This is a genomic window from Gracilibacillus sp. Marseille-QA3620, from assembly GCF_054950035.1.
In genome coordinates, this window is record NZ_CM143102.1 from 1,647,794 (window position 1) to 1,670,145 (window position 22,352).

The window sequence follows — 22,352 nt, forward strand, 5'->3', positions numbered from 1 at the left end:
CATGAGGAGAATTGTGGTGCCATTAACATAGCAATTCTCCCCATATTTGTAAATGTGAATATTGACATAATTGACATTATAGATGTGAAAATTAAGTGAAAATTTTAAATAAAATTACTTTTTCGCTATGTTCAACTATGCAGAGACACCTGTATGAAAACGTTATATACTTTTAACTAATGAGGATAAAAGGAGTTGAAGAAAATGGTTACTGGCATCAGAGAAGAAGTGGAAAAAGAAATTTTGGCATTACAGGAAGAACATGCACAATTGGAAGATCCACCGGTAGATTTCTTCACAAATGCACCATATTTGTATCAAAGCAATAATGGAATCATGTTTGCAGCAATCATTGAAGAAAACTCTGTTTTATTTACAAAGGATGAATCTTCTTGGGGAAATAAAATGATTCGTTTCACTAAGAGTCAGGCTGAATCCGCCATTATCCAGCTGAAGCTGGAAAAAGAGGGAAGGCTTGATAAAGAATCCATTGATATGATGAATCCTCTAAATACAATTTTACTAAGCACGGGGGAAACCTTATTCCTGGCTTCTGTGCTGCAGACGGCTATAGAGAAATGGAGAAGCCCGAGAACGAACCTGAACTTATAAATAATCCAATGACCATCAAGCATTCCATGCTATGATGGTTTTTTTTTCACCTCAATTCTGTTTCTATCTTTTATAGAAGGGAATAAAAATAAAAAGTAAGAGGGGAAGAGTGGTGTCCACCTTTTAGAACAATGATGCTCTAAATGAGACTCATTGATGAAAGGGCGGGTGAGAGAAATGGCATATTTGTTTATGATCATCAAGATTATTTCTGGATTTATATCCCTCATTGTCATTATCCGATTAATGGGCAAGAAGGAACTGGCTGAGGCAAGTCCGCTGGATATTGTATATTCAGTGGCTCTGGGAGATTTGGTAGGGGATGCAGCATATGATCCAGCTGTGAAATTTTACGACATCTTCATTGCGGTTGGTGTATGGTCATTTCTTATTTATTCAACTGATTTGGTCTCTCGTAAGGTTTCGTTTCTCGGACGCAGGATTAAAGGAGAATCTGAATTATTGATTCATAATGGTCAAATAATGAAGAAGGTAATGCGGAAAAACCGTCTGTCAGAGCACGAAGTAGAAAACCTGCTGAGGCAGAATGGTGCCTTTCACTTGGAGGATGTGAAGGTGGGAATATTAGAAGCGAACGGCAAGCTTTCTGTTTTAAAGGAGTAAATCGGGATTAGATGGTCAATACCAAGAAGGGATTAAACCATCCTTGTTGAATTACTGAAAAGAGACGAGATTCAGAAAGGGGATAAATATGAAAAAAGCATGGGTGTTTCTCGTGTGCCTTTTAATCCTTTCGGCCTGTGGAGATGATAATCAGAATTCCAATACAGCGAATGAGGGGAATGGAGGAGAACCAGTGAATGTTCAGCCTGATCAAAGCGGTGTGACTGCAGAACATTTAAAGGCAAGCTTAGTTGAAAGGAAACAAGAGAATGATACGTATCAATTTGAATATGCGGTTGAAAACAAGTCAGATAAAACCATTCATTTAACGTTTAACAGCGGTCAGAAGTTCGATTATATACTCCGAAATGAAGCGGGAGATATAATCGAACAAGGTTCAGAGGGCAAGTTCTTTACTCAAGCCCTGGTAGAGCAGGATTTGAAGCCTGGTGAACGATTAACCTTCGAGATTCCATTGAAGGATTTACCCCCGGGCAGCTATACGCTTGAAGCATGGCTGACAGCTGGAAGTGAGAAAACAGATTATAAGCAGCTGCTTAAGTTTACGATTGAATAAAAAAGCGGAGGGGCCCTTTTGTAAGGCCTCTCCGCTTTCCATTAGGAACGCTGTTCAAATAACTGAACTAATTCCACGATGACTTCAGATGCTTTTTCCATGCTTTGGACGGAAACGTATTCGAATTTACCGTGGAAATTCTCGCCCCCAGCAAAAATATTTGGTGTCGGAAGCCCCATGAAGGACAGTTGGGAGCCGTCTGTACCGCCGCGAATCGGCTTAACAATTGGTTTAATTCCTAGGTTAACCATTGCTTGATGGGCAACATCAACGATTTCCTTCACAGGCTCAATTTTCTCGCCCATATTGTAGTATTGGTCATTTACTTCAAGGATGATGTTTTCTTGACCATACTTTTCTTGGTATTTTGCTGCAATTGCTTGCATAGTTGATTTTTTCGCTTCGAATTTAGCACGGTCGTGATCACGGATGATATAGGAGAGATTCGTTTGTTCAACATCTCCGTTCATTGCCAGCAAATGATAGAAACCTTCATAGCCCTCAGTGAATTCAGGTGCTTCTTCCTTTGGAAGCTCAGCGTGGAAGTCCATCGCAATCTTCATGGAATTGACCATCTTATTCTTCGCGGAGCCTGGGTGAACATTAGTGCCCTTTACAGTAAGCTTGGCTGCTGCAGCATTAAAGCTTTCAAATTCAAGCTCTCCAAGCGGTCCGCCATCCATTGTGTAGGCAAAGTCAGCATTGAAGCGTTCAACGTCGAATTTATGCGGTCCGCGGCCAATCTCCTCATCAGGAGTGAACGCAACGCGGATCTTGCCATGCTTGATTTCCGGATGCTTGATTAAATAGTCCATTGCAGTCATGATTTCTGCGATGCCTGCTTTATCATCTGCCCCAAGCAGGGTAGTACCATCTGTTGTAATGAGTGTTTGGCCTTTATACCCCTCAAGCTCTGGAAAATCCTTTGGTGATAGAATGATGTTGAGGGCTTTGTTCAATACAATGTCCCCGCCGTCATAATTGTCAACGATTTGCGGCTTAACATTTGCGCCAGTGAAATCAGTCGCTGTATCCACATGTGCCAAAAATCCGATGGTCGGTACGTTTTTATCCGTATTCGCTGGCAGGGTAGCGAATAAATAGCCATTTTCATCAAGGGTGATTTCTTCCATTCCGATGGAGGTAAGTTCATCCTTTAGCAAATTCAATAAATTATATTGTTTTTCAGTGGAAGGCGTTGTTTGGCTTTCCTCGTTAGATTGAGTATCCACCTTCACATATGTAAGAAATCGTTCAACTAATGGGTTGTTCATGATATCCATTCATCTCCTTTATGAGTTCTATTATAGCGAAAATTATATTATTTCAGCAAAAACTTCTTATATTTTCTTAGGTTTATTTTTCCTTTAACCGGGTGATTTATTTCTTTTGTTTATTTTAATATAATGTTTTTGTGAAAAAAGAAGGTGGATATGTGTTCCAATCGACTTTCTCGGGTATCACTGAGGGAAAGTCAAAAGGAATTTGCCCCATAGAGTTTGTACGGAGAGAAGGGATTGACGATGTTTACGATTGGAAGCAGAACGGTGAAAACGGCGATTGGAGGAATGATTGCCTTATCCATTGCCCAGATGCTTGGTTTGGAGAATGCCAGCACGGCTGCTGTGATTACGCTTTTAAGTGTGCAGAGCACACAGCGGAAAAGCATCTTGATTGCCTGGAAAAGGCTTTTGGCCTGCTTGCTTGGGATGGGCCTTGCTATCCTGATATTTGAAGGCTGTGCCTATACACCCGTTGCAGTTGGACTTCTCCTATTTATTTATGTACCGTTAATGGCGAAGCTTGGCCTTCAGGACGGGATTGTTCCAGGCTTTGTAATTGTCATGCAGCTTTTCATGTCGTATGCCATTACAGAGGCGCTTCTCATCAATCAATTATGCATTGTATTGATTGGGATTCTTGTGGCCCTGCTATTTAATCTATATATGCCAAGTGTAGAGGGAGATATCAAAAAAATCATGCAGGAGCTCGATGGCAACTTCGAAATTATATTCCTGCAATTCAGCCGCTTTATCCGTAAAAAGGAGCGGGTTTGGAATGATGAATATATTATTCGGACGAAGAGGCTTCTTGAGATGGGAATGGATTTAGCCAGAAGAAGTGAGGAGAATTCCTTCTTTAAAAGAGAATCCTTCTATCTTCCCTATTTCTCAAAACGGCTCCAGCAGTTCCAAATTGTCGAACGGATGGTACCGCTGATTATTCATTTGCCAACCACCTTTGAGCAAAATGATATGATTGCTGATTTAGTAGAGGAATTTGGAGCAAATCTTAAAGAACCAGAAATCATGCTCGAGAAGCTCCAATCCTTGAGGCAGCGGTTTGAAAGCATGGACCTTCCAAAAACGCGAGAGGAATTCGAAACTCGCGCTGCCCTATTGATTCTACTGAATAAGATCGAACAATTCATTGAACTAGAACAATGAAAAAACGGGTGCTTCAATTGAGATGGGGCACCCGTTTTTATCGGTTATTTAATATTGACGAGGGCAGGATGAAGACTCTCACAGTATTCACGGATAAGCTTCCAGCCTGTTTCTTCCTTTCTGAACCGCTGAATAAACAGCTTGACAACATCCTTTGAAATCCCATCCATCTCAAACGTTACCCAAAACATAGCGATTACTTCGTTTTCTGATGCTTGGGCTATCTTTAATGGATGGAACGTCCATTTCGGATCATGCCCGCAATATTCTTCGAAAGCCTCCGCCCAGCCGAGGCAGGCCTCCTTATAGCCCCAATCAGCCACTGTTCCGTCAGCCTGTGCCCAGCGGACAGCAATATCAGGGGAGAGGCGTTCAATCATTTCTTCCGTGTGACAGCTGTTCCAAATTCGCTGAAACTCAACAAAGAATGGTTCAAAGTCTTCGAGAAGTGTATTCTTCATTCGTATCCTCCTGTATAGGAATAGAATTCGTTTTATACCACCATATTCTCCGTGCGGTGGCGGATTTCCTCTCTTTTGTCATCAAAATGTTAATTATGCAAGAAAAACGGTCTAATAGAAGTATTGTTTCTATTTACTCTGTATGAAAAGCTTTTAAGACAAGTCTATTAGGAAAAAGAAATACTATCATAATGAAGTTGCTTTATCCCTGAAAAACGCCCTTCAATAATTTGAATTGTGTGAAAATTTACCTTATAATGAAAACGTTTCCAGCATAAAAATATATAATTTGGAGGGATAGTTATGGCAACCACACTAAGTCCCAACATCAGCCCAAAACTAGCAAAATTTTTAGAGGGCACAAAACAGTTATATATCAATGGAAAGTTTGTCGAAGCAGCAGGAGGCAAGACATTTGATACGATGAATCCGGCAACAGGGGAGGTACTCGCAAAGGTGGCAGAGGCTGAGGCAGAAGATATTGACCTCGCTGTAAAGGCTGCCCGCAAGGCCTTTGAAGAAGGTCCATGGAGCAGGATGAGTGCCTCACAAAGAAGCCGGCTTATTTATAAGTTAGCTGATTTAATGGAAGAGAATAAAGTCGAGTTAGCTCAGCTTGAAACATTAGATAATGGAAAGCCGTATTCGGAAACCTCTAAAGCGGATGTTCCGCTTGCGGTGGAGCATTTCCGTTATTTCTCCGGGTGGGCCACGAAGATTGTTGGACAGACCATCCCGGTTCAAGGGAACTACTTCAACTATACAAGACATGAGCCGGTGGGAGTCGTCGGACAAATCATCCCATGGAATTTCCCGCTTCTCATGGCTGCCTGGAAGCTGGGAGCAGCACTGGCGACAGGCTGTACGGTTGTCTTAAAGCCGGCGGAGAATACACCGCTTTCTGCTTTATACTTGGCTGAGTTGATCCAGGAAGCTGGTTTCCCGGATGGAGTGGTGAATATTGTTCCAGGTTATGGACAAACAGCTGGCCAGCCGCTTGTTGACCATCCAGATGTTGATAAGGTAGCTTTTACCGGGTCGACGAAGGTTGGGAAATCCATCATGCGTTCTGCAGCCGACACATTAAAGAGAATTACGCTTGAGCTTGGAGGGAAATCTCCGAATATCATCCTGCCTGATGCTGATTTAAAGAAGGCTGTACCTGGCGCTTTGATGGGAATTATGTTCAACCAAGGGCAGGTTTGCTGTGCGGGAAGCCGTCTTTATGTCCAAAAGAAATTGTATGACAACGTCGTTGCTGACCTTGTCTCTAACACAAAGAACATTAAGCAAGGAAATGGGATGGAAGAAGGTACGACCATGGGTCCGCTTATCTCATCTACCCAGCAATCCCGTGTTAAAGGGTATATTGACAAGGGAATCGAAGAGGGGGCAGAAGTGCTGACAGGCGGAGATATTCCGTTTGATAAGGGCTATTTTGTTTCTCCAACCATTTTCGCGGATGTTAACCACAGCATGACGATTGCTAAGGAAGAAATCTTTGGTCCTGTTGTGGCGGCCATGCCGTTTGATGATATCGATGATTTGGTCGAGAAAGCCAATGACAGCATGTACGGCCTTGCAGCCGGCGTTTGGACGCAGGATATCAAGAAAGCCCATTACATTGCGCATAAACTGAAGGCAGGAACTGTCTGGGTGAATACGTATAATACATTTGATGCCGGATCACCATTTGGAGGCTATAAACAATCAGGCCTTGGACGTGAGATGGGCAGCTACGCCCTTGATAATTATACGGAAGTGAAGAGTGTCTGGATCAATATGAATTAATAGAAAAAGCGGTGCCCGGCATAATTGCATGGGCACCGCTTTTATGTGTGGAAAACGGGTCAGACAGTAACGATGGTCACGTCAATATTCCCTCTTGTTGCCTTGGAGTATGGGCAAACTTGATGCGCTTCTTTTGCATATTTTTCTGTTTCTTCTTTTGATAAATCAGGAATCGATACATCTAGTCTGACTGCTAGCTTCAGTCCCCCGTCAGCTTCATCTTTCCCGATTGTCACATTAGCGGTAACCGTTGTATCCGCTTTGATTTTGTTTTTTCGCAGCACGAGGTTGAGTGCACCGTCAAAACAGGCGGCATAACCAGAGGCAAAGAACAATTCCGGATTGGCTGCTTCCTCACCTGATCCTCCTAATGCTTTTGGCTGGCGTACATCTAAGTCGATGATGCCGTCCTCTGATTTTACATGTCCTTCTCTTCCGCCTGTCGCCGATACAACAGCTGTATATAATGGTTCCATTTCTTCATCCCCTTTTTCAAGCAATTAGTAGACTTTTCCCTATTGCTCGCTTCCTAAACGGAGCGGGAGACAAAATTTAAAAGAAATAGGAAATCTCTCTTTTGGCGAAGGTCATCCTTAATGAATATTCGATTCTGGATTTATGATGGTGATCAGTTTAGTTTGTGTATTTTGATGGAATTTTCAAAAAATACAATCATTTATGGATTCCAGCTGCTCAATCAGAATATAATAATAGTAATGACATTTTGAAAAGAGTGGGTTCATGGATACAGAAATACTGAAAATATTTGATGAGCAGGGAAGGCAAATTGGAACGACAGCACGTGATGAAGCCCATAAAAAGGGACTTTGGCATGAGACCTTTCAGGTTTACTTTATCGATGTCAATCCAGAAGGAAGTACGCTCTATTTGCAGCAAAGGAGCCATAGGAAAAAGGATTTTCCTCGTTTATTTGATATGACGGTCGCTGGACATTTAATGGAACATGAATCTGTACATGACGGTGTCCGTGAAATCGAAGAGAAAGTCGGAATTCATGTCAGTATTGCGAGCTTATTTACCTGGGGAAAATGAAGAACATCATTAATACCAATAAGATTGCGGACAAGGAATTCAGCCATGTGTTTCTGTATGAATGTAAGATACCGCTAGAGTCATTTTCTCTTCAGAAAGAGGAGGTAGATGGGATGGCCAAGGTGGATCTGCATGATTTCATCCAATTTTACTACGGTAAATGTAACCAATTGACGGCAAAAGGATTTATGACTGATCAAGACGGGAAAAAAGCGATGTATACACGTGTGTTATCAAAGGATGAATTCGTCCCTCATTCAAAGGAATATACGGCAGCCGTTGCTGAGGCTATGAACAGTCATTTATCAGGGAAGCTAGATTAGTCAATGATATGACTTGCTGCAATAAAGGATGAGGATCGCGCACGAATAGAATCAGAGAGTAGGGGTAATCATGAAAAAATTTCTCGTTTATGGCATCATCATTGCTTGTATTGATATTTTCATATTCGCTCTATACCGTGATGTGCAGCTGCTGCCAATTCTAACGGGCATTACTGGCGGGATCAGCTTGCTTATTGCCCTGTTGATGGTTGGCTCAGCCCCAGCAAAGGAGCTTGCAGATGACTTTAGTAAGGCCTCGCATCTCAAATCAACATGGTCAAACAGCTATTTTCTTGTAGCTTTGCCTAGCTTGGCTATCTGTCTTCTTTCAACACTGATTATTTTCTTATGAGATTGTCATACATACTTTTTGAACAATAGATGATGGGATCGAGAGAAAAGGGGAGTTTATGTTTAAGAATGTGATCCAAACGAGAGAGGCTTTACAGGACCTTATGGGGAAACCAAGCTCCCTTGCTGTCAATAAAGTAATTGACTGCTTGGACGAGCATTGCAAGGCATTTATCGCTAAATCTCCCTTTCTTGTTTTAGCTACATCTAACAAGGCGGGAAATGCGGATGCTTCACCACGCGGAGATCAGCCTGGTTTTGTTTCCGTACTAGATCAGAAGCATTTGCTTATTCCAGAGAGGATGGGGAATAAGCGGCTCGATTCCTTGTATAATCTACTAGAAAATCCTCAGGTTGGGATTCTTTTTCTCATACCCGGTTCAAGGGAGACGTTAAGAATCAATGGTAAGGCATCTATTGTAACCGATCAGGAGCTTCTGTATCCGCTGGCAGCATCTAATAGCATTCCCTCAGTCGGGATTGGCGTCAAGGTCGAAGAATGCTTCCTTCATTGCGGGAAAGCCATTATCCGCTCTAATCTATGGGAGCCGAGTTCGTGGCTGGCGCTTGACGACATGCCAAAAGCAGGGGAAATCCTTGCTGCTCATGCAAAGGCAGCCGAAAAAACAAAGGAAGAAATAGAGGTAAGCTTAGAAGAAAGCTATATAAAGAGATTATACTAGGGTAGAAAGGAAGCCCCTCAATTGGAAGAATCCAATATGAGGGGCTTTCCCTATTCATCCCGCATTAACGGACAGTAAGACTCCCACTGATGGAAGTTTCACCTTATCCCGCATTAACGGCCAGTAAGACCCGCCTAAAAGAAGGGAGGAATATCGAGAAGCATAGGCGGGAGGTCAACTGTCCGTAAAAGTCCGATTGGTTCAACTAACCATCAGCGGGAGAACACCGACTGATGGAAGTTTCACCTTATCCCGCATTAACGGCCAGTAAGACTCTCACCTAAAAAGGGAGGAATATCGAGAAGTATAGGCGGGAGGTCAACTGTCCGTAAAAGCCCGATTGGTTCAACTAACCATCAGCGGGAGAACACCGACTGATGGAAGTTTCACCTTATCCCGCATTAACGGCCAGTAAGACTCTCACCTAAAAAGGGAGGAATATCGAGAAGTATAGGCGGGAGGTCAACTGTCCGTAAAAGCCCGATTGGTTCAACTAACCATCAATGGGAGAATTCCGATTGATGGAAGTTTCACCTCATCCCAATTGTTTTCCGAGATATTTAGCCAGCTCAAGCATTCCATATTTTCCTGCTCTGCTTTCTGCCTCTGAATGATAATTCGTATTGGTGTTAATGTCATACGTATAGATCGTGCCGCTGGCATCTCGAATAAATTCTATCCCTGCTACATCAATTTGAGCTTCTTTTAGAAAGGCCTCGTATTGACTGATTATAGGATGGTGGAAATCTTCTATAATATCAAATTGCGGCTTTTCTACTGCCTCTTCACTAGTTGGGCAGTAGAGATCATTAATCTGGCAGGCGTCTGCAGGACAAAGTTCAAAGCCGGTTGATGTATCAACATTCACAGCATAGAAGAATTGGCCGCCAATGAATTCGGCCCTTGTGATAGTGGATTCCGGTGATTGAATGTATTCTTGAATGAGAGTAATTCCATCAATAGGTTCCACGAATGCTGGGCTGTTCAAATAAGACTCCAAGGCTTCAATAGACTGGAATAATTGGACGCCTAGTCCCTTTCCGGCCCGGTTATGCTTGGTGATGAACGGAGTTTTTCCAAGCCTTTTGGCGGCTTCGATAATGTTTTCCCTGCCTGTAGCCGCTACTGTTGCTGGTGTTTTGATCCCAGCTTTCGTCAAGGCTGTATATTGTCTTATTTTACTAATCTCAAAGGAAAGGGCTTTTGAACCGTTCACAATGGTGCGATTATGCTGTTCAAGCCAATCAAGCACCCCGCCTGCCATTTCTGGGGCATAACGATGTCCCCGTGTATGGGAGGAAGCACTCATTCGATTATAAAAGACTCCCACAGGCGGCTCGGCAGTAAGGTCAATAAGCCCCTCGTGCAAATGCCATTCCTCATAGGGAAGCTTCAATTCTTCCAATCTGTTTGTCAGATGTCTTGTCCATTCTTGATTTTCGTGAATGATATAAATGGATGGCATGTCAATAGTCTCCTTTTATGGCAGATTATTATTATAGTATCACCCAAAAAAGTGCATGGTCAATTCTCGAAAAATCATAAAAAGGGCTGTTCGGGTGGAAAAACAGCTTACCAAAGTTTATACTGATGAATGAGAAAGAGAAAAAGGGAGATACCCATGCCAAATTTTTCACCATACCGTTACTTTTCGAAAAAAGAATGGGCTAATTTACGTTTTAATACACCAATGACACTCACGCAAACGGAAATCGAGGAACTTCAAGGCGTGAATGAGAAATTATCTGTAGAAGAGATTACAACGATTTATTTGCCGCTGACCCGTCTGCTAAATTTATATGTCAATTCCTCTCAAATGCTTCATGCCGTTACGGATACTTTCTTTGGCAATACAACGAGAAAGGTGCCTTATGTCATCGGCGTAGCTGGAAGCGTCGCCGTCGGCAAGAGTACGACAGCAAGAATTATTCAGGCACTCCTTTCAAGATGGCCAAACACACCAAGTGTAGAGATTATCACAACGGATGGTTTTCTTTATCCGAATGACGTATTGAATGCCAAGGGAATCATGGATAAGAAGGGATTCCCAGAGAGCTATAATACAAAAGAATTAATTAAAGTTCTATCTCGAATTAAGGCTGGACATCCAAAGGTTAAAGCACCAGTCTATTCTCATCTCTATTATGATATTATTCCAGGAAAATATACGGTCATAAAGCAGCCGGACATCGTGATTGTTGAAGGGATTAATGTGCTGCAGACACCAAAGCAGGAAGCACATTCTCATAGTGTCTACGTATCGGATTTCTTTGATATCTCCATCTATGTCGATGCGGATGATCGGAACATTTATCAATGGTATGTTGAGCGGTTTAAGACGCTTAGAAAAACGGCGTTTGCCAATCCGGAATCCTACTTCCACCGCTATGCTGATTTGACGGATGAAGAGGCAGACCGAGTTGCAACGGATATATGGAATCGAATCAATAAGGTTAACTTAGACCGTAATATAGCGCCGACAAGAAACCGTGCCAATATCATTTTGGAGAAGGATGCGAATCATTCAATTTCTTCTGTTCGGCTTCGGAAGATCTAAACGCTAAAAAAACGAGAGGGGCTAGCCATATGACAGAAAAAGAGAAAATGATCAATGGGGAAATGTATCGTTCAGCAGACGATGAACTGGTCAGAGATCGGATGGAAGCGAGAAAGTGGACGAGGATCTATAATCAAACGATCGAGACAGATTTAAAGGAACGAGAAGGCATTTTAAAACAGCTGCTTGGTTCCACTGGCAAGAATATCTATATTGAACCAAACTTCATTTGTGATTATGGCTATAATATCTTTGTCGGGGAGAACTTTTATGCAAATTTTGACTGTCTCATATTGGATACATGCCCGGTAGTCATTGGTGATAATTGCATGCTTGCCCCTGGCGTACATATTTATACGGCGACCCATCCCTTAATGCCGGATGAGCGAAATTCAGGATTGGAATATGGCAAGCCGGTCAAGATTGGACACAATGTCTGGCTTGGCGGCAGGTCGATCATTAATCCTGGCGTGACGATTGGCGATAATGTTGTCGTAGCCTCAGGAGCCGTAGTAACGAAGGATATTCCGGATAATGTTGTTGTTGCCGGTAATCCAGCAAGAATGATTAAACGAATTGATGATCAACCAGAAACAAATCCTATCGTATAAGGGAATTCATTTCAGTACGAAAAATTGATTCGAACCTCTCCTGTTTTGACAGAGGGGTTTCACCGTTTATGGGAAGGTTTTTTCGTTCTTCTGAAGGAGAAAGGATACAAACTGACATAATTTTGTTAAAATACAATTAGAAAACAATTGCAATCATACGAATACTGGTGTGACAGATTGAGGATGTGACGAATGATCAAACAAATACCGAACTTATTAACCTTAGGAAACCTGTATTGCGGGTATTTATCTATTTCCTACATAATTAGCGGCGATGTAAGGAATGCCACCATTCTAATATTTATTGCGTTAATGTTAGATATGCTTGACGGAAGAATGGCACGTATACTAGGCGTTGCCAATGATATGGGCAAACAGCTCGATTCACTGGCCGATATTGTCTCCTTTGGAGTGGCGCCTGCTTTCCTGGCATCCTATACATTCTTTTCCGATTTCAACCAATATGGAATATGGATGGCTGGATTATTCCCGCTGTTTGGGTGTTACAGGCTGGCAAGATTTAATATAACCCCGACAGAGGAGTCAATGAAGCATTTCAGGGGGATTCCTATTACATTTGCAGGAGGCATTGTAGCCTTTCTTGTCTTGCTGGAGAACTATATCCATATCAGCTTATTCATCATCTTATTCTTCGGACTGGCTGTCCTAATGGTCAGTACAATCAAGATTCCGAGCTTTAAGAAGGTGAAATTGAATTATTATACAGTCATTATTACTTTATTTTTGCTCTATATGTTCTATCTAATTGCAAGGTCTGGTTTTAATAGTGTTCCGGAATTTTTCTATGTAGCTATCGCTATTTATGTTGTCTTTATTATCGCTCGATATATTAAAGCTAGGACACCGAAGTTTCAGCTGAAGAAAAGCAGAACAATCAGGCTTCCGCGCAAGGATAAGCTGCGAAAGAAGAAGGTAAAACGCTGATAGAAGCCTCACCTAACATGAGCGGCTGTGAGGTCTGGTGTTTAACCTAATGGAAGAAAGGTCCAAAGATTTTATATGTAGGGCGTGCGGGCTTGGTATCGTACGCCCTTTTATATGTCAATAGAAAGAATATGTGGGAAGTGGATATGGATGAAATCAGCAGCAGGGTTATTTAAGTATTTTCGACCATACCGTTTCATCGTTCTGCTCGGTCCTTTATTTATGTGCCTGGAGGTTGGAATGGATTTAATCCAGCCGACCATTATGCAAAAGATCATTGATAATGGAATTGCTGCGGAAGATAACGGTTATGTATTGACAATGGGGTTATTCATGTTTGGAGCAGCATTGCTCGGTCTTGTTGGAGGAGTTGGAAGCAGCATCTTCTCGACACGGGCAGCGGTTCATTTCTCGACTGATTTGCGGAGAGATGTTTTCCGGAAGATTGATTATTTCTCTGGTCCTAATATGGATAAGTTTGGAGCAGGCAAGCTGATTACGATTATGACTAATGATATAACAGCCGTGCAGCAGGCAGCTATGATGACATTAAGGATATTTGTCCGCGGCCCGATCATGTTTATCGGAAGCATCGTAATTGTTTACTTAACAGCGAGAGAGTTATTCCCCATTTTACTTGTCATTGTCCCTATTCTAGTCGTGCTCATTGTATTATTCACCTTCAAGGCAGGTACGTTGTTCGGTCTTGTTCAGAAAGCGATTGACCGAGTTAATACGAAGACACAGGAGCACTTGGCCGGAGTAAGGGTCGTCAAAGCATTTGGCACAGAAAAATATGAGATGAAACAATTCACAGAGGTGAATGATCATCTAACAAAAGTGAATATTCGGGCTGATTTGACGATTATGGGATTAATGCCTCTCCTCCAGTTTATCGTAAACATGGGCATCGTCATTGCTATCTGGATGGGAGCCATTAAGCTTGATAGCGGCTCGATGGAGGTAGGGATGATCATTGCGTTTGTCAATTATTTAACGATTATTCTAAACTCCTTGATGACAAGCAGTGCGGTTCTTATGCAAATCACTCGTGCTTTTCCATCAGCTGACCGGATTATGGACGTTCTGGATACGACTGGCGATATCGAAGAGCCCGTTCGGCCGGTATTACTCAATGAGCATAAGGGTGAAGTAGAGTTCAAAAATGTCAGCTTCAGCTACAGTAAAAATGGCGAGCATGTATTATCCGATATAAATGTTCGTATTCCTCCAGGAGAAACGCTCGGAATTATAGGAGGAACGGGAAGCGGGAAAACAACACTTGCCAAGCTCATCCCAAGATTATATGAAGTGGAAGCGGGTCAGGTGCTGGTAAACGGCATGGATATTCGAAAGATTTCCTTGGATGAACTGAGAGAATCGATTGGCTTTATTACACAAAAAGCCATGCTGTTTTCAGGAGCTATTCAATATAATCTGAAGATGGGCAAGGATGATGCAAGCGTAGAGGAAATGACGGCAGCACTTGAAGATGCACAGGCTTGGTCTTTTGTGAAGGAATTAGACGGCATATTTGATTACGAGCTTATGCAGGGAGCAACCAATCTATCAGGGGGTCAAAGGCAGCGCCTCTCAATAGCGCGCGCGCTCGTTCGCAAACCAGAGATACTGATCATTGATGATGCTACCTCTGCTGTAGATGCTATTTCAGAAGCCGCGATTCAAGCTGCTCTGAAGGAGCATTATCCAGAGTCTACGAAGATTATTATCTCCTCAAAGATCTCATCCGTTAAAGAGGCTGATCAAATATTAGTCCTTGAGGATGGACAGGAAGCGGCTCTTGGAACACATGAAGAGCTGTTAGCTAATAATCCGCTTTATCAAGAAATCTGCCGTATTCAAGGATTGAAGGAGGAATCATATGAGTCAGCAAGAAAATAACCGCCAGGCTCCTCCTAATTTTCGAGGTCCGCGCCACAGCTTTGGACCGAAAAGGAAGGCGAAAAACCAAAAGGAAACCATCCTGCGTATTTGGAATCAGCTGAGCAAACACCGGTTGAAGCTTTGGTTGACATTATTTTTTGTCTTAGCGTCAACGATTTTCGGCTTGCTTGGACCGTATTATTTAGGCATTACAATTGACCGCTATATTCTCATACAGGATGTACCGGGCGCTATAAAAATGGCTGTATTACTTGCGGTTATTTACTTAGCTGCCTCCTTGTTTACATGGCTGCAGCAGGATATGATGGTCCGCATTTCACTAACAACGATCCGCACAATCAGAGAAGAATTATTTGCGAAGCTGCAGCAGTTAAGCCTGCGTTTTTTTGATACCCGTTCACAGGGGGACTTGATGAGCCGGGTGACGAATGATATTGATAATTTGAATAATGCCTTAAGCCAGAGCTTGGTTCAGATTATCTCTTCCGTCTTGACGATTGTGGGAGTCACGATTGCGATGTTCAGCCTGAACTGGATGATGGCGGTCGTATCGTTTTTAATCATTCCGGTTATGCTGTTTGTTTCACGCAGAATCATCCGCGTCTCCAGTCGTAACTTTGCGAAACGGCAAGCTGATTTAGGGAGACTGAACGGCTATATAGAAGAAGCAATCAGCGGCAAAGAAGTGATTACCCTGTATGGCCAAGAGAAAAAGACCATCCAGGAATTCCATGAAATCAATGAGGACCTTCGGCAGTCAGCCATGCTTGCCGAAACCTTCAGCGGCTTCCTTGGCCCAGTCAATAACTTTATTAATAATCTAGGCTTTGGGCTGATTATAGCTACAGGCGCCATTCTTACATTGAACGATATGGCGTCAATTGGGGTTATTGCAGCCTTTGTCACCTATTCAAAGCTGTTCTTCCGTCCCATTAACCAATTAACGAATCTCATGAATACGATTCAATCGGCCATTGCCGGAGCGGAGCGTGTATTTGAGATCATGGATGAGGTGCCGGATTTACAGGACAGCCCGAATGCTGAGTCTGTGACAGGCTTTAAGGGGTATATTGATTTCAAGAATGTTTCCTTCGGCTATGAGAAGGATCAGCTTATCTTAAAGAATATTTCCCTACAAGCAGAGCCAGGGGAAACCATTGCCCTGGTCGGCCCGACAGGTTCTGGGAAAACGACGATGATCAATTTATTATCCCGTTTCTATGACCGCTCTTCCGGCGAACTGCTTATTGATGGACAATCAATAGAACGGTACAAAATGGCAGATTTGAGAAAGAGAATCGGCATTGTTTTACAGGAAACCTATCTCTTCTCGGGTACTATAATGGAAAATATTCGGTATGGAAGACTTGAGGCAAGTGATGAGGAGGTCATTAAGGCTGCAAAGGTCGCAGCTGCTCACAAGTTCATCAAGCATTTGCCAGACCAGTATGAAACGAAAATAACCTCAGGCGGAACCAATCTTAGCCAAGGTCAGCGCCAGCTGCTTGCGATTGCACGAGCCATTCTAGCAGACTCGGACATTCTCATATTGGATGAAGCAACCTCAAGCATCGATACTAGAACAGAGATTGCCATTCAGGAGGGGCTGAAGAATCTTACGAAGGGAAAAACGACCTTTATTATTGCCCATCGTTTGAAGACAATCGAGAAGGCTGACCGAATCTATGTCATTGATTATGGTCAAATAAAGGAAAGCGGAACCCATGAGGAGCTCATTGCTTCAAAAGGTTTTTATTATCAGCTCTATTCCCAGCAGTTTAAGGAAACGATATAAGGTAGAATAAATGATGAGAGTAGCTGCCCTGACAGCTCCGGTAAACGGACTATGTCAGGGCAGTTTTTAATGTAGGTCTATCGCCCATACTTTCAGATTTCCGCCCAGACCTAATCAGTATTGCCCATAGCAGATCATTTTCGCCCAATACCTATAGATAGCGCCCATCCCCCTTTATTTACGCCCATAAAACATGAAATCATGCTGAATCCTATTCATAGAAAACCCATCACATAGCTCCTTAACGTAAAAAGACTAGTAATTGGATGGATAGTAATCAATGCAGGATAAAAAATGACCATTTCAGCGTAATACAGTCTGAAAAGAACAGCTTTGAAGTCTATCAAAGGATATAAATGGAGTATAATGGAATAAAAGGTTGGTAATAGAAGAATTTGGAGGGTTGTATGAGGTTGAATTGGTTCATAGCCGTACTTATTGGCATTGTACTGGGAATTATTCTTTGTTTTATGGACCCCTTATATGGAATGGTCATTGGATTTGGCATTATTGCAGGCAGTTTGTTTCGGGCATTATTCTTACTCAATGATATTCAGAAGAGATTATCAATGATATCGTCTAAGCCTGTTAGGATAAACAAGGTGCAGCAGGCTATGGATGATTACCTAAAGGAAAGAGACCAGAATCAAGGATAGAGATGTTCATTCTCTATCCTTTTTTTTCTGCCGCAAAAAATTTTCTAAGTGATGATCCTTTTCTATCGCCAGCTTATATATAGAGGGTGAGAGGGAGGTGAGAACATGAACGAACAATTCTTAGAGGCAACGAAATTACAGATTGAATTCGCGATTGGGACAGATTTGCTTGGTAAGCCTGTCACAAAGAAAAAGCTTTTCTCCAATATGAATAGTGCAGCTAGTGGAAACGCTTTGAAACGATGCGCAGATGCTATCGTATCCCTGCAAAAGCATACGGCTATCGGTGTGAAAAGGCTTGATACTTGGGGCCTTGAATCGTAAGCCGCTATTATTCAAAAACAATAAGAAAGGAGTGGAGTAAATGGACAAGGTGCTAGAATTATATTTTATAACAGCTGATGAGAAAACAGCCAAAATTCAGATTGAAGATCCTATTGAGCCGGTAGATGAGGCGAAAGTACGCGCCGCGATGAATGAAATGATTGCTTCTCAGGCCTTTAAAAATAGTGCAGGACCCTATGTGTCTGCAAAAGAAGCACGTTTGGTTGCAACGACGAAAACGACGTATTTATTCTGATGATTACACACGTTGAAAAGCTAATCCCTGCAAAGGGTTAGCTTTTCTTTTTAACAAGATAGATTAGAAAGGAGGTTCTTCAGTGGACGAACTATTGCTGTTTATAAAGGATGTTGGTTTCCCAATCGTTGTCACCATTTATCTATTGTACAGGATAGAAGGCAAGCTCGAAGCCCTTAATATGTCTATCCAATCATTACCTGTTCTGCTCAGTGAATTAATGAAGAATCATGCATCATAGAGAGTATTCGATAGACATATGACCCCTTTTGGGGGAGAAATCGCAATGATCGTTCGTTGCGATTTTTCTTGCATCTTCCTTCTGTTAATTGTTCAAATAACAAATTTCTACTAGAGCATAAACCATGGATTGACTCCCCAAAAAGCTGAAAAGCCGCACTGAAAAATTCTTAAGTGAATAGACAAATATCCGATAATATGGCTATAGTTGTTTAGTAGATGGAGTTACCTTTTCTGTAAAGGGGGGATTTAGATGCTTAAGGGATTTATTCAATCTTTTTTTGAGAGCGGCAATACGATTCGATTTGAGTTGGATGATTGGTATAAATGGTATAAAGAACCCCGGAAATTTCATGATGCTGTCGTTTCACACCTAGAAAATGAAGGGAGAAGAGTAGAGACGATCTCTGTTGTGAAGATTGTGAGAAGCAATAGAGTTTCAATTCTAGCCATAGATGGAATCAAATATGAGCTTTCAGTAACGAATCAACCTCATTTCGGTCCAACACAATCTGTAGTCTTGAGTAAGTTGAAGAATGAATAGAATAAAGCATAAAAAAATGGCAAGCTCATAAAGGGCTTGTTTTTTTATGTGAAGCGAATGCTGAGATTACCTTTTAAAGATTTCTTCCAGGTTATGGAGAATAGATAAAAATATCAGATTTTCTGTCTATTGGCATGGCTGTGTCTAAAAGGCGAATTGTTTAAAGTGGAATGTACGTTTCCTATAGCTTGGATACACCATCTGGGTCCTTTGGCATAGTTTAACAAAAAATACCCAGGGTACTTCAAAAGAAAGGAGAACCTACTATGCCCAGTTATTTAGTACATAATAATAGTTTTCCAAAATAGCATAATGAAAGGATGATTTCGTTGGCTGACAATAAAAAAGATGAGCAATTAGAGGAGTACAGAGTCAATAATGATGGGAAAAAACTGACGACCAATCATGGTGTCCGTGTATCAGAGGATGAGCATTCATTGAAGGCTGGGGAAAGAGGACCCACTTTGATGGAGGATTTTCATTTCAGGGAGAAGATGACTCATTTTGATCATGAACGTATTCCCGAGAGAATTGTCCATGCACGCGGCTTTGGTGCACATGGGTATTTTCAGGTGTATAAATCGATGGCTGAGCTGACGAAGGCGGACTTCCTGCAGGATCCTTCGAAGAAAACCCCTGTCTTTGTCCGTTTTTCTACTGTCGCAGGATCAAGAGGATCCGCTGACTCTGTTCGGGATGCGCGAGGATTTGCCACGAAATTTTATACAGATGAAGGCAATTTTGATTTAGTCGGAAATAATATTCCCGTCTTCTTTATCCAGGATGCGATTAAGTTCCCGGATTTAGTGCATTCCTTCAAGCCGGAGCCCCATAATGAAATGCCTCAAGCAGCTACGGCTCATGATACCTTTTATGATTTCATTGTGAACAATACAGAGTCTGCCCATATGGTGCTTTGGACGAATTCAGATCGTGGAATTCCGCGCAGCTATCGGATGATGGAAGGGTTTGGTGTTCATACATTCCGCTTAGTCAATGCAGAAGGCACTTCGCATTTTGTGAAATTCCATTGGAAGCCGCTGCTGGGTGTCCATTCCCTTGTCTGGGATGAGGCACAGAAGATTGCGGGGAAAGACCCGGATTTTCATCGGCGTGATTTGTATGAGGCGATTGAGCTTGGAAATTACCCAGAGTATGAGCTCGGTATCCAAATCATCAAAGAGGAGGATGAATTTACGTTTGACTTTGATGTTTTGGATCCAACGAAAATCTGGCCGGAGGAGCTCGTGCCGGTTCACCGGATCGGAAAGATGACACTGAATAAAAATGTTGATAATGTCTTTGCGGAAACGGAGCAGGCAGCCTTTCACATTGGACACGTCGTACCTGGTATTGACTTCACGAATGACCCGTTATTACAGGGACGTCTTTTCTCTTATACCGATACACAGCTTTTGCGATTAGGAGGCCCGAACTTCCAGCAGATTCCGATTAATCGACCGGTATCTCCTGTGCATAATCATCAGCGGGACGGCTATCATCAGATGAGAATCGACCAAGGGCAGGTCAGCTATCATAAAAACGGGTTAGCTGGGAATTCACCAGAACCGGCAAGTCCGGAAGAAGGCGGATATGCTCATTATCAAGAAAAGGTAGAAGGACATAAGGTAAGAAAGCGCAGTGATAGCTTTAAGGATCATTACAGTCAGGCAAAGCTATTCTGGAACAGTATGTCGATGCCGGAGAAAGAGCATATTATTGAAGCCTTTCAATTTGAGCTCGGGAAATGTCTCAATAAAGATATTCAGCAGCAGGTCGTGAATATGTATGCTCATGTTGATCACTTCCTTGCTGAGCAAATTGCCTATGGTTTAGGCCTTGAGGTACCTGAAAAAGGAAGCGGTGAGCCGTCCGTAACGGATCAATCACCTGCCTTAAGCCAGCTCAATACACCAATGAGTCCAAAAACGAGAAAAGTGGCGGTTTTAGCTCATAATGGCTTCAATGGCGAGGATTTAATGAGTGTGCTCAAAGCCTTTGATAATGCTGGTATGATTGCTGAGATTGTCAGTGAGCATCAAGGGAAAATTAAGAGTGCGAATGGGGCTGAGCTTAAGGTTGACCAAACCTTCCTTACAACAGACTCCGTCCTCTATGATGCTGTCTTCATTGCAACAGGTGAAGAAAGTGTCAATTCCTTAAAGAAAAATAAGAAGGTGAATGAATTCTTGATGAATGCCTTCAGTCACTATAAAGCAATTGGGGCTCCCAAAGAAGGTTCAGCTCTTATGCAGGCATTCCTGATGGAATCAGAGGCTGCTAGTATAGGAGTTGTCACGTCAGTACCTGATGATCCAATAGAAGCTGTTACTGACACATTCATCCAAGCTGTTGCGAAGCATCGTCACTGGGAAAGACAAATCTAAAAGGAAATAAACATAGCTAAAGGGCATTTGGCTCCTTGTCATAAAGGGGCTGAATGCTCTTTTTTAATGTAAGGTTGTTTTCGTCTAGATTGTTGCTTTTGAATAATAAGGGGAAAATCAATTTTGTGATATCATTAAATGGAGATACCTTCTTCAACTAACGGGCATTGAGCGACTAGTATAGCTTATTTTAAAAAACAGGGGCCTGATCTAGGATATTCAGAGTTTTATGAATCTGTGGATACGATTATACTTGGTAAAAGGACTTTCAAATGGACTATGAAACAAGATACAGAGGTATATCCACACAAATAGAAAGAAGGCTACGTATTTACCAAGTCTTCCATTGAGGATACTGAGGATGTAACATTTATTAATGAAGATGTAAATACAAGGGGATAGCGACTAATTAACAAAGTTGTTTAGCAATTCCCCTAATTTTGAAAGGGGAAATTATGAATACTGAAGATGTAAAAATTGTAGAGGTAAATGCGGAAAACTGGTATGAATGTTGTAAATTAGAAGTATCAACAGAACAAAAAGAATACATTGAGTCCAACGCTATATCAATAGCTCAGTCAAAGTTTGAGCATACATTAAAGCCATACGCTATTTATGCTGGAGAAAAAGTAGTTGGATTTTTAATGTACAATTCTGTCCAAGAAGAACTTGACGGTTATTGGATCTATAGAATAATGGTCGATAAAGAATACCAAGGTAAGGGGATAGGAAAAGCTGCAACTAAGTTGATGATTTCTGAGATGGCTAAACTACCTAATGCCAGAAAAATTATTGTTGGTTATCACCCTGATAATACGGAAGCACATAATTTATACTCAAGCCTTGGATTTATAGATAAAGGAAATAGGTTCGGCAAGGAAATGGCAGTGATCAAAAAGGTTAATGAGAGTTAGAAAATGGAATAAAAGCGAAGAAAGGACCAAAAGAATGGTCCTTTCTTCGTTTACTAGAGGGACAGTTTAGTTGAAGAAGGTATTTGTTTTAACTATCTAGAATATACTCCCTTACCTATAAAAAAGAGGGGGAGCTATAATGAAAAAATAATTATTGGTACGATAGTTTTGTTTGCACTTTTGGTAGTACTCTCATTATTTTTCAATATCAACGTATCGTATTTGTTTCCCAATGTAATCGAATGGTCTACCAAGTTCATTCTGCCTTGGATAATTCTGTACTGGGTCATCAGATT

At 41.9% G+C, this 22,352-nt stretch carries 25 protein-coding genes; 21 read left to right on the forward strand and 4 right to left on the reverse strand.

The window, feature by feature from the left end:
* Window positions 1-204: 204 nt before the first annotated feature.
* From ACY8DX_RS08340 to ACY8DX_RS08350, 3 genes are all read left to right on the forward strand, one after another.
* Window positions 205-612 carry a hypothetical protein gene (locus ACY8DX_RS08340; RefSeq protein ID WP_049671288.1) on the forward strand — a complete coding sequence of 136 codons (408 nt, stop codon included), beginning with the start codon at window positions 205-207 and terminating at the stop codon, window positions 610-612.
* A gap of 177 nt (window positions 613-789) precedes the next feature.
* Window positions 790-1,236, forward strand: coding sequence for a DUF421 domain-containing protein (locus ACY8DX_RS08345; RefSeq protein ID WP_462406544.1), 447 nt, complete (start codon window positions 790-792; stop codon window positions 1,234-1,236).
* Between the two features lie 88 nt (window positions 1,237-1,324).
* Entirely contained in the window at window positions 1,325-1,813 is a 489-nt protein-coding gene (locus ACY8DX_RS08350; protein WP_439802871.1) for a BsuPI-related putative proteinase inhibitor, read from the forward strand.
* 41 nt (window positions 1,814-1,854) lie between these two features.
* Here the strand turns inward: ACY8DX_RS08350 and pepT are convergent, their stop codons facing one another.
* A complete protein-coding gene (gene pepT, locus ACY8DX_RS08355) occupies window positions 1,855-3,087 on the reverse strand; it encodes a peptidase T (protein ID WP_462406545.1) in 1,233 nt (410 codons plus the stop codon).
* 249 nt (window positions 3,088-3,336) lie between these two features.
* On the opposite strand from pepT, the gene ACY8DX_RS08360 reads away from it, so the two are divergent.
* Window positions 3,337-4,260: an aromatic acid exporter family protein gene (locus ACY8DX_RS08360; protein ID WP_462406546.1), complete on the forward strand. Its 924-nt coding sequence runs from the start codon at window positions 3,337-3,339 to the stop codon at window positions 4,258-4,260.
* A 44-nt stretch (window positions 4,261-4,304) separates the two neighbouring features.
* Here ACY8DX_RS08360 and ACY8DX_RS08365 read toward each other — a convergent pair whose 3' ends face one another.
* Window positions 4,305-4,721 carry a hypothetical protein gene (locus tag ACY8DX_RS08365; RefSeq protein WP_049671284.1) on the reverse strand — a complete coding sequence of 139 codons (417 nt, stop codon included), beginning with the start codon at window positions 4,719-4,721 and terminating at the stop codon, window positions 4,305-4,307.
* A gap of 303 nt (window positions 4,722-5,024) precedes the next feature.
* Between ACY8DX_RS08365 and ACY8DX_RS08370 the strand changes: the two genes are divergently transcribed.
* A complete protein-coding gene (locus tag ACY8DX_RS08370) occupies window positions 5,025-6,512 on the forward strand; it encodes an aldehyde dehydrogenase family protein (RefSeq protein ID WP_049671283.1) in 1,488 nt (495 codons plus the stop codon).
* 59 nt (window positions 6,513-6,571) lie between these two features.
* Here ACY8DX_RS08370 and ACY8DX_RS08375 read toward each other — a convergent pair whose 3' ends face one another.
* Window positions 6,572-6,988, reverse strand: a complete 417-nt coding sequence (locus tag ACY8DX_RS08375; protein ID WP_462406547.1) for an organic hydroperoxide resistance protein — start codon at window positions 6,986-6,988, stop codon at window positions 6,572-6,574.
* 265 nt (window positions 6,989-7,253) lie between these two features.
* Here ACY8DX_RS08375 and ACY8DX_RS08380 point away from each other — a divergent pair, with 265 nt between their 5' ends.
* From ACY8DX_RS08380 to ACY8DX_RS08395, 4 genes are all read left to right on the forward strand, one after another.
* On the forward strand, window positions 7,254-7,565 hold the full coding sequence (locus tag ACY8DX_RS08380) for an NUDIX hydrolase (RefSeq protein WP_462406548.1): 312 nt from the start codon (window positions 7,254-7,256) through the stop codon (window positions 7,563-7,565).
* Entirely contained in the window at window positions 7,562-7,888 is a 327-nt protein-coding gene (locus ACY8DX_RS08385) for an NUDIX hydrolase (RefSeq protein WP_462406549.1), read from the forward strand. Before ACY8DX_RS08380 ends, ACY8DX_RS08385 begins: the two co-directional genes overlap by 4 nt.
* Window positions 7,889-7,958: 70 nt before the next feature.
* Window positions 7,959-8,240, forward strand: a complete 282-nt coding sequence (locus tag ACY8DX_RS08390) for a hypothetical protein (RefSeq protein ID WP_049671280.1) — start codon at window positions 7,959-7,961, stop codon at window positions 8,238-8,240.
* A 58-nt stretch (window positions 8,241-8,298) separates the two neighbouring features.
* Window positions 8,299-8,922 (forward strand): pyridoxamine 5'-phosphate oxidase family protein, encoded by a 624-nt coding sequence (locus ACY8DX_RS08395; RefSeq protein WP_462406550.1) that lies wholly within the window; start codon window positions 8,299-8,301, stop codon window positions 8,920-8,922.
* A gap of 535 nt (window positions 8,923-9,457) precedes the next feature.
* Here the strand turns inward: ACY8DX_RS08395 and ACY8DX_RS08400 are convergent.
* Window positions 9,458-10,387, reverse strand: a complete 930-nt coding sequence (locus ACY8DX_RS08400) for an ATP-grasp domain-containing protein (RefSeq protein WP_462406551.1) — start codon at window positions 10,385-10,387, stop codon at window positions 9,458-9,460.
* 156 nt (window positions 10,388-10,543) lie between these two features.
* Here ACY8DX_RS08400 and coaA point away from each other — a divergent pair, with 156 nt between their 5' ends.
* The 12 genes from coaA (at window position 10,544) to ACY8DX_RS08460 (ending at window position 22,056) form a co-directional block, all read left to right on the forward strand.
* On the forward strand, window positions 10,544-11,479 hold the full coding sequence (gene coaA / locus ACY8DX_RS08405) for a type I pantothenate kinase (protein ID WP_231589523.1): 936 nt from the start codon (window positions 10,544-10,546) through the stop codon (window positions 11,477-11,479).
* 29 nt (window positions 11,480-11,508) lie between these two features.
* Complete coding sequence (locus ACY8DX_RS08410) at window positions 11,509-12,090, forward strand: sugar O-acetyltransferase (protein WP_462406552.1); 582 nt, start codon at window positions 11,509-11,511, stop codon at window positions 12,088-12,090.
* A 192-nt stretch (window positions 12,091-12,282) separates the two neighbouring features.
* The gene (gene pssA, locus ACY8DX_RS08415) at window positions 12,283-13,035 is read left to right on the forward strand and encodes a CDP-diacylglycerol--serine O-phosphatidyltransferase (protein WP_439802657.1); all 753 of its coding nucleotides are present in this window, start codon (window positions 12,283-12,285) and stop codon (window positions 13,033-13,035) included.
* Between the two features lie 150 nt (window positions 13,036-13,185).
* Entirely contained in the window at window positions 13,186-14,937 is a 1,752-nt protein-coding gene (locus ACY8DX_RS08420) for an ABC transporter ATP-binding protein (RefSeq protein WP_462406553.1), read from the forward strand.
* Entirely contained in the window at window positions 14,918-16,735 is a 1,818-nt protein-coding gene (locus ACY8DX_RS08425; RefSeq protein ID WP_462406554.1) for an ABC transporter ATP-binding protein, read from the forward strand. Before ACY8DX_RS08420 ends, ACY8DX_RS08425 begins: the two co-directional genes overlap by 20 nt.
* A 407-nt stretch (window positions 16,736-17,142) precedes the next feature.
* The gene (locus ACY8DX_RS08430; RefSeq protein WP_462406555.1) at window positions 17,143-17,391 is read left to right on the forward strand and encodes a hypothetical protein; all 249 of its coding nucleotides are present in this window, start codon (window positions 17,143-17,145) and stop codon (window positions 17,389-17,391) included.
* 105 nt (window positions 17,392-17,496) lie between these two features.
* Window positions 17,497-17,715: a DUF1659 domain-containing protein gene (locus ACY8DX_RS08435; protein WP_439802654.1), complete on the forward strand. Its 219-nt coding sequence runs from the start codon at window positions 17,497-17,499 to the stop codon at window positions 17,713-17,715.
* A 40-nt stretch (window positions 17,716-17,755) separates the two neighbouring features.
* The gene (locus ACY8DX_RS08440; protein ID WP_439802653.1) at window positions 17,756-17,971 is read left to right on the forward strand and encodes a DUF2922 domain-containing protein; all 216 of its coding nucleotides are present in this window, start codon (window positions 17,756-17,758) and stop codon (window positions 17,969-17,971) included.
* Between the two features lie 82 nt (window positions 17,972-18,053).
* The gene (locus ACY8DX_RS08445; RefSeq protein WP_049671269.1) at window positions 18,054-18,212 is read left to right on the forward strand and encodes a YvrJ family protein; all 159 of its coding nucleotides are present in this window, start codon (window positions 18,054-18,056) and stop codon (window positions 18,210-18,212) included.
* 252 nt (window positions 18,213-18,464) lie between these two features.
* Window positions 18,465-18,755: a hypothetical protein gene (locus ACY8DX_RS08450; protein WP_462406556.1), complete on the forward strand. Its 291-nt coding sequence runs from the start codon at window positions 18,465-18,467 to the stop codon at window positions 18,753-18,755.
* 320 nt (window positions 18,756-19,075) lie between these two features.
* The gene (locus ACY8DX_RS08455) at window positions 19,076-21,142 is read left to right on the forward strand and encodes a catalase (protein WP_462406557.1); all 2,067 of its coding nucleotides are present in this window, start codon (window positions 19,076-19,078) and stop codon (window positions 21,140-21,142) included.
* Between the two features lie 455 nt (window positions 21,143-21,597).
* Complete coding sequence (locus ACY8DX_RS08460) at window positions 21,598-22,056, forward strand: GNAT family N-acetyltransferase (RefSeq protein WP_462406558.1); 459 nt, start codon at window positions 21,598-21,600, stop codon at window positions 22,054-22,056.
* Window positions 22,057-22,352 lie beyond the last annotated feature (296 nt).